The organism is Cytobacillus sp. FSL W7-1323, assembly GCF_038595015.1.
GTDB lineage: Bacteria > Bacillota > Bacilli > Bacillales > Cytobacillaceae > Cytobacillus > Cytobacillus kochii.
This window is the reverse complement of record NZ_CP151998.1, coordinates 2,807,351-2,821,656: the sequence shown is the minus strand read 5'-3', so window position 1 is coordinate 2,821,656 and position 14,306 is coordinate 2,807,351. Positions and strand designations below refer to the sequence as shown.

Annotated in this window: 13 protein-coding genes; all 13 read left to right on the top strand. The window is 37.5% G+C overall.

Going from position 1 to position 14,306, the window contains the following annotated elements:
* Positions 1-237 precede the first annotated feature (237 nt).
* The 13 genes from MKX67_RS14230 (at position 238) to MKX67_RS14170 (ending at position 14,252) form a co-directional block, all read left to right on the top strand.
* Positions 238-2,121 carry an ABC-F family ATP-binding cassette domain-containing protein gene (locus MKX67_RS14230; protein WP_342488384.1) on the top strand — a complete coding sequence of 628 codons (1,884 nt, stop codon included), beginning with the start codon at positions 238-240 and terminating at the stop codon, positions 2,119-2,121.
* A gap of 83 nt (positions 2,122-2,204) precedes the next feature.
* Positions 2,205-3,329, top strand: coding sequence for a conserved virulence factor C family protein (locus MKX67_RS14225; RefSeq protein WP_095372847.1), 1,125 nt, complete (start codon positions 2,205-2,207; stop codon positions 3,327-3,329).
* Between the two features lie 287 nt (positions 3,330-3,616).
* Positions 3,617-4,216 carry a hypothetical protein gene (locus MKX67_RS14220; protein ID WP_342488383.1) on the top strand — a complete coding sequence of 200 codons (600 nt, stop codon included), beginning with the start codon at positions 3,617-3,619 and terminating at the stop codon, positions 4,214-4,216.
* Positions 4,213-4,803 (top strand): hypothetical protein, encoded by a 591-nt coding sequence (locus MKX67_RS14215; RefSeq protein ID WP_342488382.1) that lies wholly within the window; start codon positions 4,213-4,215, stop codon positions 4,801-4,803. Before MKX67_RS14220 ends, MKX67_RS14215 begins: the two co-directional genes overlap by 4 nt.
* Before the next feature lie 672 nt (positions 4,804-5,475).
* Positions 5,476-5,910 (top strand): BrxA/BrxB family bacilliredoxin, encoded by a 435-nt coding sequence (locus tag MKX67_RS14210; protein WP_095372850.1) that lies wholly within the window; start codon positions 5,476-5,478, stop codon positions 5,908-5,910.
* 98 nt (positions 5,911-6,008) lie between these two features.
* Positions 6,009-6,785 (top strand): class I SAM-dependent methyltransferase, encoded by a 777-nt coding sequence (locus MKX67_RS14205; RefSeq protein WP_322909533.1) that lies wholly within the window; start codon positions 6,009-6,011, stop codon positions 6,783-6,785.
* A gap of 267 nt (positions 6,786-7,052) precedes the next feature.
* Positions 7,053-8,219: an LL-diaminopimelate aminotransferase gene (locus MKX67_RS14200; RefSeq protein ID WP_095372852.1), complete on the top strand. Its 1,167-nt coding sequence runs from the start codon at positions 7,053-7,055 to the stop codon at positions 8,217-8,219.
* A 31-nt stretch (positions 8,220-8,250) separates the two neighbouring features.
* Positions 8,251-8,829, top strand: coding sequence for a YpjP family protein (locus MKX67_RS14195; protein ID WP_307313193.1), 579 nt, complete (start codon positions 8,251-8,253; stop codon positions 8,827-8,829).
* Positions 8,830-8,919: 90 nt separating this feature from the next.
* A complete protein-coding gene (locus MKX67_RS14190; RefSeq protein WP_095372854.1) occupies positions 8,920-9,690 on the top strand; it encodes a TerC family protein in 771 nt (256 codons plus the stop codon).
* Between the two features lie 130 nt (positions 9,691-9,820).
* On the top strand, positions 9,821-11,032 hold the full coding sequence (locus MKX67_RS14185) for an HpcH/HpaI aldolase/citrate lyase family protein (RefSeq protein WP_328197680.1): 1,212 nt from the start codon (positions 9,821-9,823) through the stop codon (positions 11,030-11,032).
* Positions 10,941-12,299 carry a phosphoribosyltransferase family protein gene (locus MKX67_RS14180; protein WP_342488380.1) on the top strand — a complete coding sequence of 453 codons (1,359 nt, stop codon included), beginning with the start codon at positions 10,941-10,943 and terminating at the stop codon, positions 12,297-12,299. The genes MKX67_RS14185 and MKX67_RS14180 overlap by 92 nt, the downstream gene beginning before the upstream one ends.
* A gap of 25 nt (positions 12,300-12,324) precedes the next feature.
* Positions 12,325-13,410 carry a cysteine protease StiP family protein gene (locus tag MKX67_RS14175; protein ID WP_342489279.1) on the top strand — a complete coding sequence of 362 codons (1,086 nt, stop codon included), beginning with the start codon at positions 12,325-12,327 and terminating at the stop codon, positions 13,408-13,410.
* Positions 13,407-14,252, top strand: coding sequence for a hypothetical protein (locus MKX67_RS14170; protein WP_342488379.1), 846 nt, complete (start codon positions 13,407-13,409; stop codon positions 14,250-14,252). Before MKX67_RS14175 ends, MKX67_RS14170 begins: the two co-directional genes overlap by 4 nt.
* Positions 14,253-14,306 lie beyond the last annotated feature (54 nt).

The following is a 14,306-nucleotide window of genomic DNA, read 5'->3' as shown; positions in this document are numbered from 1 at the left end:
GGTTTGAGACAATAGGTGAGATGGTATTCTTACATGGCAACGCTAAAAAGCGGTGCTCAGTAGAACAATCCAGTTCCTATTGTCTCGACTTTTTTTATAAAAAATTGTATGAGTAAAGTTGATAAGCATGAATATATCACGGATCGCCATTTTTCATGTTACAATTAGCTATTAGAATAGTTAATAGACTAACCGCAATATAGCTGGTTTAGATAGATTAATGAATGGATGGTCGAAATGAAAAATATATCATTAGAAAATATAACAAAAACTTACGGTGAAAAAGAGCTATTTAAGCAAATTAATTTTACTATCGGAGAAAATGACCGCGTTGGCTTAATTGGTGTAAATGGAACAGGAAAGTCATCACTGTTAAAAATCGTCGCTGGTATTGATTTGCCTGATGCTGGAGAGATTATTGCGCCTAAGGATTATTCAGTCTCCTACGCTGAACAAGAACCTAAATTAGACGAACAATTGACTATACTTGAACAAGTATTTGCAGGCGATTCTCCTTTACTCGTGCTTTTAAGAGAGTATGAGCAAGCATTAATCGCTTTGAATGAACATCCAGAACATAGCGAAGTACAGGAGCATCTTTTCCAATTACAAAAAAAATTAGATGCTAATAATGGGTGGGAAGCAAGTACAAATGCCAAAACGATCCTAACAAAACTAGGTATTGTCGACTTTGAAAAAAAAGTTGGTGAATTGTCCGGTGGACAAAAAAAACGGGTAGCGTTAGCACAAACGTTGATACAAGATAGTGATTTATTAATTCTCGACGAGCCAACGAATCATCTTGATCATGAATCGGTTCAATGGCTAGAAGAGTATCTTACCCGATACCGGGGAGCAATTCTGCTTGTGACACATGATCGCTATTTCCTTGATCGTGTGACAAACCGGATGTTTGAACTTGATGCGGCACAATTATACAGTTATAAAGGTAACTATGGAGCATTCCTTGAGGCGAAAGCGGTCCGAGAGGAGAATGAAGCAGCTGTAATCGATAAACAACGGAATTTATATCGTAGAGAGTTAGAGTGGATGAGACGCGGTGCCAAGGCGCGAACAACCAAACAAAAAGCGCGCATAGATCGTTTTGATCAATTAGATGAAAAATTGACAAATGTTACTTCAAGTGAAAAATTAGACATGTCTTTAAGTGGTAGTCGGTTAGGAAAGCAAGTATTTGAGTTGAAATCAGCGACAAAATACTATGGTGATTTAGCCATCCTAAAAAACTATGACCTGCTAGTGAAACCAGGTGACCGACTAGGCATTATTGGTCAAAATGGGACAGGAAAAACCACTTTTCTAAATATTTTAGCCGGCAATTTACCGTTAGACCAAGGTGAGAGAATCATCGGTCAGACGGTTAAAATCGCTTATTACACACAGGAAAGTGAAGAAATGGATGAGAGCAAAAGAGTGATTGAATACTTAAAGGAAGCGGCCGAAGTAATCGAAACAACTGACGGAAAAACGATATCTGCTGCTCAAATGCTTGAGCGTTTTCTGTTTCCACCTTATATGCATGGTACATTAATTAGAAAACTTTCAGGTGGAGAAAAACGTAGATTATATTTATTGAAAATCTTAATGACTTCACCGAATGTTTTGCTTTTAGACGAGCCGACAAATAATCTTGATACACAGACGTTAACGGTGCTAGAGGATTATCTAGAAAGCTTTGCTGGTGTGGTTATAACGGTTTCACATGATCGTTATTTTCTCGATAAAGTCGCCACTCAATTACTTGTATTACAAGGAAATGGGGAAATAACAAGTTATTATGGGAATTATAGTGAATACCTTGAGAAATCAAAACAAGCATCAAGTAAAAAAGCGGAAGAGAAAAAGATAGTAGAAGTAAAGGAAGAAAGTAAACCAAAAAAGAAAAAGCTTTCCTATAATGAAGCAAGAGAATGGGAGCAAATCGATGACAAAATGGAAGCGATTGAAAGTCGTTTGAAAGAAATCGATGAGGATATGAACAATATTGGTAGTGATTTCGAAAAAGCTCAACAGCTCATGGATGAACAAAAAAAGCTAAATCATGATTTAGAATATCTCATTGAACGTTGGAGTTATCTGTCTGAATTGGCAGATGCTTAATCAATGTAGATAAATGAAAGTAGACGATGATTTATGTTAGAATAATTATCATGAGAGAACAATTAAAGTAAAGGGTGATTTCATTGATTATAAAAGCGATTGAACCTACACCAAGTCCGAATACGATGAAGGTGATCTTAGATAAAGAACTGCCTATGGGGACAAGCAATAATTACAAAGTAGGTCAGGCTGAAGGAGCGCCGGAAGTCATTGTTGATATCTTAAAAATAGATGGAATTAAAGGTGTCTATCATGTAGCCGATTTTCTTGCAGTCGAACGAAATGCGAAATTCGATTGGAAAGATTTACTTCCTCAAGTGAGAGCAGCCTTTGGTGAAGAAGCTGAGAGTGCTGGGGGAACGGAAGTAAATGAACATTTTGGTGAAGTACAAGCTTTTGTGCAAACGTATAAAGGCATACCGATGCAAGTGAAATTAACAGATGGTACAGAAGAAAAGCGCTTTGGCTTACCGGAACTTTATGTTAAAGCTGTAGGTGATGCACAAGCACCTGATGATAATGTAGTCATGGTGAGAAAGTGGAAAGAACTAGGAGTGCGTTATGGTGAATTCGAACAAGTAGGTAAAGAAGTAGTGGATGAGATTCTAGCTGCATACCCAGAGGAAAGAGTAAAAACACTCATCACTGCAGCCCAAAGTCCAGAATCAGAAGAAGCATTGGCACCTAGAGTCCGTCTTAAACTTACCCCAGATGATTTAAAAGTGGAAGACTGGCGTATACGCTATCAAAAGCTTGAGCAAATGGCTGATCCTTCTCTAGATGATTTAGATGTACTTGACTTTGCCCTTCAAGATGAAAAAGCGTCTGTGCGAAGATTAGCAACTGTTTACTTAGGGATGATTGAAGACGTTCAAGTACTACCTTATCTATATAAAGCGCTAACAGATAAATCAGTCACAGTGCGAAGAACAGCGGGGGATTGTTTATCAGATCTCGGCTTCCCTGAAGCTTCTGAAAAAATGATGGAAGCATTATCTGATAAAAGCAAGCTGGTTCGCTGGCGTGCAGCAATGTTCTTATACGAAGTAGGCGACGAAAAAGCGCTTCCTGCCTTAAAAGCAGCTGAAAATGATAATGAATTTGAAGTAAGTCTGCAAATTAAACTAGCAATTGAAAGAATTGAGCAAGGCGAAGAAGCAAAAGGGTCTGTATGGAAGCAAATGACAGAATCACGGAAAAATGGATGAGTTAGAAGGACACCTGCATGCGCAACATGCAGGTGTCCTTTTTCAATCATAACCAGTATACGACGAAGCCGTAGGTAATTTTTTTGTGTTAGAACTGAGGATAAGCAGGGTTCAGTCCAAAAGAAACTCGATCAAAAAGTAGAGATAGAAACATAGATATAGAAGGTTTTTACATTGGCAGGAATAGTGTTATGTCGAGATGTGTGCGTGCCTCCATGAGTTGAGTGAAAAAGAGTGGGCAAACCGGAATTGCACGTCGGCCAGGTTAGAAAAAGGGAATGAGAGCTATGGAAATTGGATTTGCGAGTCACTCGGGTTTGGAAATGAGTTTGAGAGCAGTGCAAATTGGATTTGCGAGTCACTCGGGTTTGGAAATGAAGTTGAGAGCAGAGCAAATTGGATTTGCAGGTCACTCAAATTCGAAAATGAGATTGAGAGCAATGCAAATAGGTTTTGTGAGTCACTCAGATTCCCAAATGAAGTTGAGAGCAGAGCAAATTGGATTTGCGAGTCACTCAGATTCCCAAATGAAGTTGAGAGCAGAGCAAATTGGATTTGCAAGTCGCTCAGGTCGAAAAAAAGTAATGAGAGCAGAGCAAATTGGATTTGCGAGTCATTCAGATTCGCAAATAAGATTGAGAGCAATGCAAACAGTTTTTGCAGGTCACTCAGATTCGAAAATGAGATTGAGAGCAATGCAAACAGTTTTTGCAGGTCACTCAGATTCGAAAATAAGGTTGAGAGCAGAGCAAATTGGATTTGCAAGTCACTCAGGTTCGGAAATGAGATTGAGAGCAATGCAAACAGTTTTTGCAGGTCACTCAGATTCGAAAATGAGATTGAGAGCAATGCAAACATTTTTGCAGGTCACTCAGATTCGAAAATGAAGTTGAGAGCAGAGCAAATTGAATTTGCGAGTCACTCAGGTTCGCAAATAAGATTGAGAGCAATGCAAACAGTTTTTGCAGGTCACTCAGATTCGAAAATGAGATTGAGAGCAATGCAAACAGTTTTTGCAGGTCACTCAGATTCGAAAATGAGGTTGAGAGCAGAGCAAATTGGATTTGCAAGTCACTCAGGTCGAAAAAAAGTAATGAGAGCAGTGCAAACAAATTTTGCAAATCACTCAGATTCGCAAATAAGATTGAGAGCAGTGCAAATAGGTTTTGCAGATCACTCAGGCTCCCAAATGAGGTTGAGAGCAGAGCAAATTGGATTTGCGAGTCACTCAGGTTCGCAAATAAGATTGAGAGCAATGCAAACAGTTTTTGCAGGTCACTCAGGTTCGCAAATAAGATTGAGAGCAATGCAAACAGGTTTTGCAAATCACTCAGGTTCGCAAATGAGATTGAGAGCAGAGCAAACAGGTTTTGCAAGTCACTCAGATTCGCAAAAGAGATTGAGTTCCTATCTGGTTAAGCAATTTGCAGAAATCAAGGTTTTAACACAGGTATATTTTACGATGGTAGATTAGTTGGGATGAGTTCACTTCATTTTATCAATTGGAAGACAAAACATATGAGCATTGGATACTATTGAAGGTAAGGGAATAATTTCAATGTTGTGTAAAAGCACTGCTTGACTATATTCTCTGTGATTTAGGGCTTAATAAAGTCGAGATTCAGTGTGCAGAAGCAAATATTAAAAGTAGAAATATACCTAAACGTCTAGGGTTTAAACAAGAAGGTATAAACCGTGAAGCTAAGTTCATCAACGGATGTTATAACAATATTGTCACTTATAGTTTGCTTAGAATAGAGTGGAAGGGCAATCAATAGTAACTTCGGCTAGTAGCAGTTTTTATGGCTAATTGACTAACCTTAGGCAAAAATTTATAGTAGGACTATTCAATTGTGGGCTCTTGTGTTTGTTAGCTTAATGTGTGTGGGGATGTCTCCCTTTGTGACGTGATCTAACATCGCACTTTTGGTATTATCCGAAAAAAACACATGCATCAACACCTCAAAAAAGGCGAAACCCTGCAATAGACTTAGAAGCATCCGTCCAGTCATAAATATTTTGGATTTCCAATTATTCAATCATCTAACATTGGCTATTCCTTTTATCCGAGAACGATAACTTTGCAATATAGGCTTGAAATATAGTATGCTTACTGTGCAATCATTAGTAAAGGAGGGGAATATTTATGTCTATGGCTTATGAAGAGTATATGAAACAAGTTGTGAAGCCGATGAGAGCTGAGCTTGTTCAGGCCGGTTTTAGCGAGTTAACAACTGAAGAAGAAGTAAACGATTATATGGAGCAAGCAGAAGGTACAACATTAGTTGTCGTGAATTCTGTTTGTGGCTGTGCAGCAGGATTAGCAAGACCTGCAGTGACTCAGGCTGTATTAAATGCAGAGAAGAAACCAGACAATTTAGTGACCGTTTTTGCTGGTCAAGATAAAGATGCAACAGCAAAAATGCGTGAATATTTCACAGGTATTGAGCCGTCTTCTCCATCTATGGCCCTTCTTAAAGGGAAAGAAGTGGTACATTTTATTCCACGTCATGATATTGAAGATCACTCTATGGAAGAAATTATGCACAATTTATTAGCAGCGTTTGATAATAAATTATAAAAAGGATCACACGATAAAAGGTGATTGAATGCAGCAGTTAGGAGCACTCTTATCCTGACTGTTGCTTTTTAATTTCAATAAAATAAGTAGGTGTTTTGATGTTTGTTACAACATCAGCGAGGACAAATCCTGACGAAACCAATAAGGCAAAGCAGGTAGCAATGACGCTGAACCTTCCCTTTATACATAGAAGAAAAAGAACAATAAAGAGTATGGTCAATCAATACGAAACGAACGGAATTGTCGTTGGAAAAGAGCGAATGGAACTATATAAAGTAGGTGAGGAAAGCCCTTTTTTCTTTCATCCTAGTTCAGCAATGTTCCGCATTAAGCGTCTGCAAAAAGGTGAACATGATCCTTTTATAGAAATTTGTCAACTAAAAGCGGGTTCTACTTTTCTTGATTGCACACTTGGGCTAGCTTCAGATAGCATTGTGGCAAGTTATGCTGTAGGTGAGACAGGGAAGGTAATTGGGTTAGAAGCAAGTAAGGTGATAGCGTATTTCGTTGGTCAAGGTTTGAAAGAATGGCCAAATGACAACGTAATCATGAAAGGCAGTATGGAAAGAATCGAAGTAGTTCATGATTTAGCCATCAATTACTTGAAATCTGTCCCTGATGCTTCCTTTGAATGTGTCTATATTGACCCCATGTTTGAAACAACGATAAAAGAATCGCCTAATATCAATGCATTACATTCGATTACATACAAAGGTGATTTGACTGAGGATATGATTATTGAGGCGAAGCGCGTGTCTAAAGAGAGAGTGGTATTGAAGGATCATTTCCGTAGTGAAAGATTCCAAGCCTTTGCATTTCAGCAAATCAAACGTAAATCAGCGAAATTCCACTACGGTGTGTGGGAAAAAAGATAAAAAGATTGCTGTTGCCTTACTAATGGCTACAGCAATCGAAACTAATGGCAAACGTTTTTTAATCAGTGATACACATATAAACAAAGTAAGCAAGTAGTACTAAACCACCAACAAGCGCAATCCAACTAGAATCCATTATGTACCTTCCCCCTTCTTATTTTCTTATTTGTATATATCCCCCAAAAAAGCAGCAATTAATCATGAACCAATGCCCAAAAAGTGATAAAATATGGTAGAATAAAAGAAAAATTTTGTGAGGCAATGAACATGAATATTCAAATGGCAGCGAGAATGGAGCAATTCCAAGAGAGTATTTTTTCGGAACTAGCTGAAATCAAGCAACGGAAACTAGAAGAAGGCATAAAAATGATCGATCTTAGTGTCGGTAGTCCCGATTTACCACCTCCTCCAATTATAACAAAGATAATGGGCGAAATGGCAAGTGATCCAAAGCTTTATGGTTACACATTAAAAGGGATTCCGGAGTTTCATGAGGCAGTGGCGAATTATTACAGTAGAAAATACGGCGTAACCCTCGATGCGAAGGAAGAAACCACGTTACTGATGGGCTCACAAGACGGTTTGGTCCATTTACCAATGGTGCTTTGTAATCCTGGTGATATAGTACTCGTTCCAGATCCTGGTTATACAGCGTACGAAGCAGGTGTGAATCTTGCAGGAGGGCAAATGTATCGTATGCCTTTAAAAGAAGAAAATGATTACTTACCTTCTTTCGCTGATATCCCAAAAGAAGTTAGTAAAAAAGCAAAGATAATGATTCTAAATTATCCTGGAAATCCGGTTCCTGCCCTGGCGACAAAAGAATTTTTTGGACAAGCAATCGAATATGCGAAAGAAAATGAGATTGTCATTCTCCACGATTTTGCTTACTCTGAATTATATTTTGAAGAGGTGCCAATTAGTTTTTTATCAGTTGATGGTGCGATGGATGTAGGGATTGAAATGAACTCGTTATCTAAAAGCTTTAATATGGCAGGGTGTCGTGTGGCTTATGCTGCAGGAAATCGTAAAGTTATTTCTCTTTTAAGTAATCTAAAGTCTAACCTTGACTATGGCGTTTTTTATCCTATTCAAATGGCTGCTGTACAGGCGTTAGCTGATGATTCCTCCTTTTTAGATGAATTGAGAGCGGTCTATAAAAAAAGAAGAGATTCTTTTGTTCTTGGATTACGAGAAGTAGGTTGGGATGTGGCTTTACCTAAAGGGTCGATGTTCGTATGGGGGAAATTACCGGTTGGAATGAAATCTAAGCCATTCGCACTTGAATTAATTGAAAAAGCGGGAGTCGTTGTAACACCTGGAAATGCCTTTGGTGAATGGGGCGAAGGTTATGTACGCATGGGTATTGTCCAATCAGAAGAAACATTATTAGAAGTTGTTTCCCGTATTGAGAAAAGTGGCATTTTTAAATAAATAATGAAAGTCATCTGAGGAGGAGATACACTTGCCGAGTTGGTTAAGAAAATCATTAGTGGTGATGGTGACAATCTTTACATTTGGATTGGTAACACCAACGAGTTTATTACCTATTCAGCATGAAGAAGATAAGTCACCAAGAAAAGCAGTTTTAGCTGAAAGCTTACCAGATGTAAGTGGAGAAGAAACTTCACAAGTTTCGAGGGAGGATTTTATAAAGGAAATGGTTACTTCCGCGGAAAAGCATTCTTTCGAAAAGTTTGGTGAAAAAATTAAACCGGTCATTGAATCAGAATTTCAAATCGTCATCCTACCTAATATAGAAAAGGCGATTTCAGAAGTTGCAGAGCAGTATACAGAGGAGAATCTGCATCATTTGAGTATCACTGAAACGGCCTCTGCGGGCGTTTCAGAACGAATTTTTCATATAGCAGATGAGGCCAAGCAGAAAGATGTCATTCGTTTTCATGTCAGAAGAGATCATCCACCACAGCAAGGTTATTGGTTTAATTTCCATTATCATACTGCCTATGATCAATTCCAAACTCACCATGAACTAGGATCTATCTACTGGGATAAAAATACCCCGCCAAAATGGATGAGTTAATTTCAAAAATTGAAACTTTTCTAGTACATATTCGTATATACTAGGTGAGGAACGATAGTATATAAAGTTGATCAGGGGGAAAAATTCACTATGGAAATTATCGATGGGATCCTACATACCTATTCTAGTTTCTTTGATTGGGATATGTGGGTTGAGGCATTATCTCGACCAGATGCATGGGTGCTAATTGGCACATTGGTCATTTTAGAAGGCTTGCTTTCAGCCGATAATGCGCTTGTCTTAGCAGTAATGGTTAAGCACCTACCACCAAAACAACGAAAGAAAGCACTTTTTTATGGGTTGCTTGGCGCTTATTTCTTCCGTTTTTTAGCGATAGGTGTAGGTGTATTTTTAATTAAATTTTGGTGGATAAAAGTACTAGGAGCCGCTTACTTAGGCTGGTTAGCTATTAAATATTTTATCGACAAAAAGAAAGCAGAAGAAGCAGAAGACGAAGAAGCGTTGGAAGGAATCAATCAACGAGGCTTATTGATTCGTCTGTTTGGGACATTTTGGGGAACAGTTATTGCCGTTGAATTAATGGATATTGCTTTTTCAATTGATAGCATTTTAGCAGCATTAGGTGTGAGTCAAGAAATATGGGTACTTCTTGTTGGTGGTATGCTAGGTATCATCATGATGAGGGGCGTTGCAGGGGTATTCTTAAAATTAATTGACCGTGTACCTGAACTTGAAACAAGCTCTTATATTCTTATTCTATTAATCTCTTTAAAGATGTTGTTAAGTGCAGCAGGTATTCACATAGATCATATGTATTTCTTTGGCGTACTTGTGATTGTTTTTGCAATTACTTTTATTGTACATGCGAAGAGAAAACGTACTGAAGCAGCAGGCTCATAAGAAAAGGGGATGAATTGCTTCATCCCTCTTTTTTCACTCCATCAATATCTTCCAATATCTGATAATAATTGCAATTATTTCTGGGTCCCCTCTATTAAATTTTTCTGAAATTAAAAAAAGGAGTTGGCGTATGAGGTTATTTACAGATTTATCTCAAGCTGCACTAGATGAGTACTTTTTTAAAGAACCGACGACATTTAATAAATATACACCGAAGAATGAGCTTGCATATGCATTAGCAGCCACCCTTTATATGCCTGCAACACGTCCTGCAATCCATCAAGATTTGATTAATAAAAAGCACGCTGGTCTAACATCAGTTGTCATTTGTTTAGAAGATAGTATTGGTGATCTAGAAGTGGAAATAGCGGAAAGGGAATTACAGCATTCATTACATAAACTTCAACAAGATATTTCTAGAGGCTTTATTACATTAGAAGAATTGCCATTACTTTTTATTCGTATAAGAAATAAAGAGCAGTTAGTTCGGCTAATAACTTTATTTAAAGATGAATGGCAGTTACTAACTGGTATTGTCATTCCAAAATTCTCTTCAATCGATGGTGAAGACATGCTGCAACTCGTAAGTGAGATACGAAATAGTGGCCATGAATTATATGCGATGCCAATTCTTGAAACGAAAGAAGTTCTATTTAAAGAAACAAGAATGGAAGAATTAAAAAAACTAAAAGGAATATTCGATAAGTACGCCCATTTTATTTTGAATATCCGGATAGGGGCGACAGATTTTTGTGGACTTTTAGGAATCAGAAGAAACACATCCACTTCATTATATGATATTGCTGTATTGAGAGATTGTCTAGCAGACATTATGAACTTTTTCCAAAGGGCACCTAATACTTACTTACTTTCTGGACCTGTTTGGGAGCATTTTGTTTCTAAAGAAAAAGTTAACGTACTAAGTAATCAAACGGAGCAAATCATGGATTCATCGTCATTTATGAACAAACTACCGAAAGAGATGAGAGGATTCATAGCAGAAATATTACTCGATATTAGTAATGGTATCATCGGTAAAACGATTATACATCCCACGCAAATTACGCCGGTACAAGCTTTAAACACTGTGACTTATGAAGAATACAATGATGCATTGGATATATTAAATCATTCAAATGGGGCCCGTGGTGTGATGAAAAGTGCGAGTCAGAACAAAATGAACGAAATGAAGCCCCATTATTATTGGGCAAAAAAAATCGAGTTAAAATCAAGAGTTTACGGGGTGCTAAATGAACAATACAACACAATTGATTTCTTCCAACAGTTATCACATGATAGACGTCATCGAGCCCATGCAGGTGAAGCTAAATATCAACTATAATCCTTACCATTTTAAATTCGATGAATTATTCCAGATGGCAGCAAGAAAGAATAAAAAAAGATCCTTTTTATTCGTTAGTAAAGTGTTAGGTAAACATCTGCCTATCTCGCCGGCAAAAGGGTTAGCAACGGGACTGTTATTAGCAGAAAGCTACCTTAAGGATGTGGAAGGGAAAAAGCTTTCGTCATCATCACCCTTTGTGGATGTACTGAAAAATAAGCAGTCTAAATTTAGTGATACAGCATTTATTGGCGATCAATATTCCCCCATCATTATTGGTTTTGCAGAAACTGCGACAGCGCTCGGTCAGGCATTTTTTCAAGCGTTTAAGAATGCAGATTATTTTCATACAACGAGAGAAGATCTTTTAAACGTTGAATCGATCATTCATTTTGAGGAAGAGCATTCACATGCTACTTCTCATCGTTGTTATATCGACGCCAATTTGTTGCAAAATAGTCGGGAAATTATATTAGTAGATGATGAGATGACGACTGGAAAGACAGCGCGAAATATTATCACTTCATTACATGATAAGTTTCCAAGGAAGCATTACACTGTTGTTTCTATTCTTGATTGGAGAAATGAGACCAACAAGAATGCATTTATTGAATTAGAGGAAGCGTTAGATATCACTATACGTCATATATCCCTTCTTGCTGGCGAAGTTGAAGTAGATGGGAACCCAGTTATTAAGGAGGAAGAAAGTGTAGACTTTTACCGTCCATCTACAGAAATGAATGAAATTTACATAGAAAAAGAATTACCTATGCTGTTTGCTTCTAAGTATTATCCTACGACAAATCAAAAGTCTCCCTTCAACACTGTTCCTTATATTGCTGAAAGTGGTCGATTCGGGTTGGATAGTAAAGTGAACGTTTTATTAAACTCAAAAGCAGAGAAGGTTGCAACATTTCTTGATCAAAAAAGAAAGGGTAAACATATTTTATGTATCGGCACAGGTGAGTTTATGTATTTGCCAATGAAAATAGCTAGCTTAATGGAGGGTAGTGTAAAGTATCAAAGTACAACCCGTAGCCCTATTCATGTCCATAAAAAACCATCCTATGGCGCACGCTTTGGTATGACTTTTCCTAGCCCTGAAGTGGAAGAAGTGGTGAACTATATCTATAATATTCCACCGGAAACATATGATGAAGTATTTATCTTTTTTGAAAGATTAGTAGATGAACAGGTTTTAAGCAAGTTTTTACAACAGTTAAAAATACCAAGTATTCAAGTTGTCTTTTTGAAAGGAGTGAGGTGATTTGACTATTGTCGCCAGACAGCCTATGTTTGGGTCATATGACCGAAGAGAGGTCACCTTTCTTTTAAAGGATTTAAGTCATATCCATTTAGAAGATACAACAGAAAACAGAGAACATGCCATTCAATCAGGTGCTCATTATAGTGAAACCTTACCAATAGAATACCAGCCACCAAAAGCGTATATCGATCTTTTCTTTCGTTCTTTAGACGAATTTAAAGAGAAAGTGGCTTTAAGTATATCTGTTGTAGCAGAACAGATTTATGCAGCTAAAGGCAAACAGACAGTTTTGGTTTCACTAGCGAGAGCAGGTACACCAATAGGCATTTTAATTAAAAGATATTTGTTTTTTAAATACCATGTAGATTTGCCGCATTATAGTATTTCTATTATTCGCGATAGAGGAATCGATGAAAATGCTCTTCACTATATTTTAGAAAAACATTCAAAGGGAATGATTCAATTCGTAGACGGTTGGACAGGAAAAGGTGCCATTTCGATAGAATTAACAAATGCTTGCCACTTATTCTTTCAGAAATATGGAGTAAAAATTGATGATACATTGGCTGTTTTAGCTGACCCTGGCCATTGTACAACCGTATTTGGAACGAGGGAAGACTTTTTAATTCCGAGTGCTTGCTTAAATTCGACTGTTTCTGGACTAGTCAGCAGGACGGTTTTAAATAATCAATGGATTGGTGAAAAGGATTTTCATGGGGCGAAATATTACCATCATATGATTGATGAAGATTTATCAAACATCTATTTAGACAAAATAACTCAGCAATTTCAAAAAGTTGTATCTATTGCAAAGCAGGAAGCAAGTAAAATAGTGGATGAAAATTACGGAGCGACCTTTTCAGGTATGAATGAAATACTAAGAATCCAAAAGGAGTTCGGTATCGAATCTTCTCATTTCGTTAAACCAGGTGTAGGTGAGACGACGAGAGTCGCTTTAAGAAGGGTACCTTGGAAAATACTGATTAAAGATAAAAATAGTCCTTATCTAAAACATTTGTTTGCACTTGCTGAGGAGAGAAAGATTGAATTGGTTCATTATCCACAAATGAGCTATACATGTTGTGGGCTAATTAAGAAGGTGATCCAATGAGAGGAGGAATTTTTGCCTCAGATTTAGATCGGACATTAATCTATTCAGAGACAGCGATATCGCAATTGGAAGCAATTCCAAGTAAATCTGCAACCGTTGTTGAATATAAAAATAATAAAGCTTTATCTGTGATGAGTGATCGTGCCATAAAATTATTACAACAAATTCGCAATACCCTTCTGTTCGTGCCAATTACTACACGAACACGGCAACAATTTGAGCGGATTGAATTTCCTTTTAGCCATCGTTATGCAGTTGTTGCCAATGGCGCACAAATTCTATATAACGGTCAGCCTTTGCTAAATTGGGAAGAAAGTATCAAGCGAGAAGTCTATGATAAGAGTGGAACGAAAGAGAAACTCTTGAATCATTTATTCCCATTTAAGATAGAGGGGAGATTGCGTGAAGCAGATGGGTGGTTTTTCTACTATGTGCTAATGGAAACATTGCCAGATTGCCAATTGGCTGAAATACGCCTAATGGCAGAAGGGCTTGGATGGCGTATTTCTTTGCAAGGTAGAAAATTATATTTTATACCAAATGCGATAAGCAAAGGTAGGGCACTACAGTATATCGCAGAAAATGAAGGGGCCCAGTATTTTTTCGGAGCAGGCGATTCATTATTAGATTATGACTTTTTAAAAATTTGTGATGAATCATTTGTTCCTGCTCATGGAGAACTGGCTCAACATTTAAAAAAGTCTTCCCATTGGTTAACAAAGGAAAAAGGGATGCTGGCAACAGAAGAATTCCTTACTAAAATACTTCAGACAGTTACCAATCCTTTCGACCGGAGAGAAAGATCCGATTTACAACAGAAAATACAACCAATCCAGCTGTGATAAAGAAAATAAAGATCATGCTCGTGTAGAAAATGGACTGGTGAACTGTATAAG

What these genes read in the sequence shown, in the direction of transcription:
- MKX67_RS14230 (WP_342488384.1), top strand. Translation starts at nt 238, where the DNA reads ATGAAAAATATATCATTAGAAAATATAACAAAAACTTACGGTGAAAAA.
- MKX67_RS14220 (WP_342488383.1), top strand. Translation starts at nt 3,617, where the DNA reads ATGGAAATTGGATTTGCGAGTCACTCGGGTTTGGAAATGAGTTTGAGA.
- MKX67_RS14215 (WP_342488382.1), top strand. Translation starts at nt 4,213, where the DNA reads ATGAAGTTGAGAGCAGAGCAAATTGAATTTGCGAGTCACTCAGGTTCG.
- MKX67_RS14210 (WP_095372850.1), top strand. Translation starts at nt 5,476, where the DNA reads ATGTCTATGGCTTATGAAGAGTATATGAAACAAGTTGTGAAGCCGATG.
- MKX67_RS14205 (WP_322909533.1), top strand. Translation starts at nt 6,009, where the DNA reads ATGTTTGTTACAACATCAGCGAGGACAAATCCTGACGAAACCAATAAG.
- MKX67_RS14200 (WP_095372852.1), top strand. Translation starts at nt 7,053, where the DNA reads ATGAATATTCAAATGGCAGCGAGAATGGAGCAATTCCAAGAGAGTATT.
- MKX67_RS14190 (WP_095372854.1), top strand. Translation starts at nt 8,920, where the DNA reads ATGGAAATTATCGATGGGATCCTACATACCTATTCTAGTTTCTTTGAT.
- MKX67_RS14185 (WP_328197680.1), top strand. Translation starts at nt 9,821, where the DNA reads ATGAGGTTATTTACAGATTTATCTCAAGCTGCACTAGATGAGTACTTT.
- MKX67_RS14180 (WP_342488380.1), top strand. Translation starts at nt 10,941, where the DNA reads ATGAACAATACAACACAATTGATTTCTTCCAACAGTTATCACATGATA.
- MKX67_RS14175 (WP_342489279.1), top strand. Translation starts at nt 12,325, where the DNA reads ATGTTTGGGTCATATGACCGAAGAGAGGTCACCTTTCTTTTAAAGGAT.
- MKX67_RS14170 (WP_342488379.1), top strand. Translation starts at nt 13,407, where the DNA reads ATGAGAGGAGGAATTTTTGCCTCAGATTTAGATCGGACATTAATCTAT.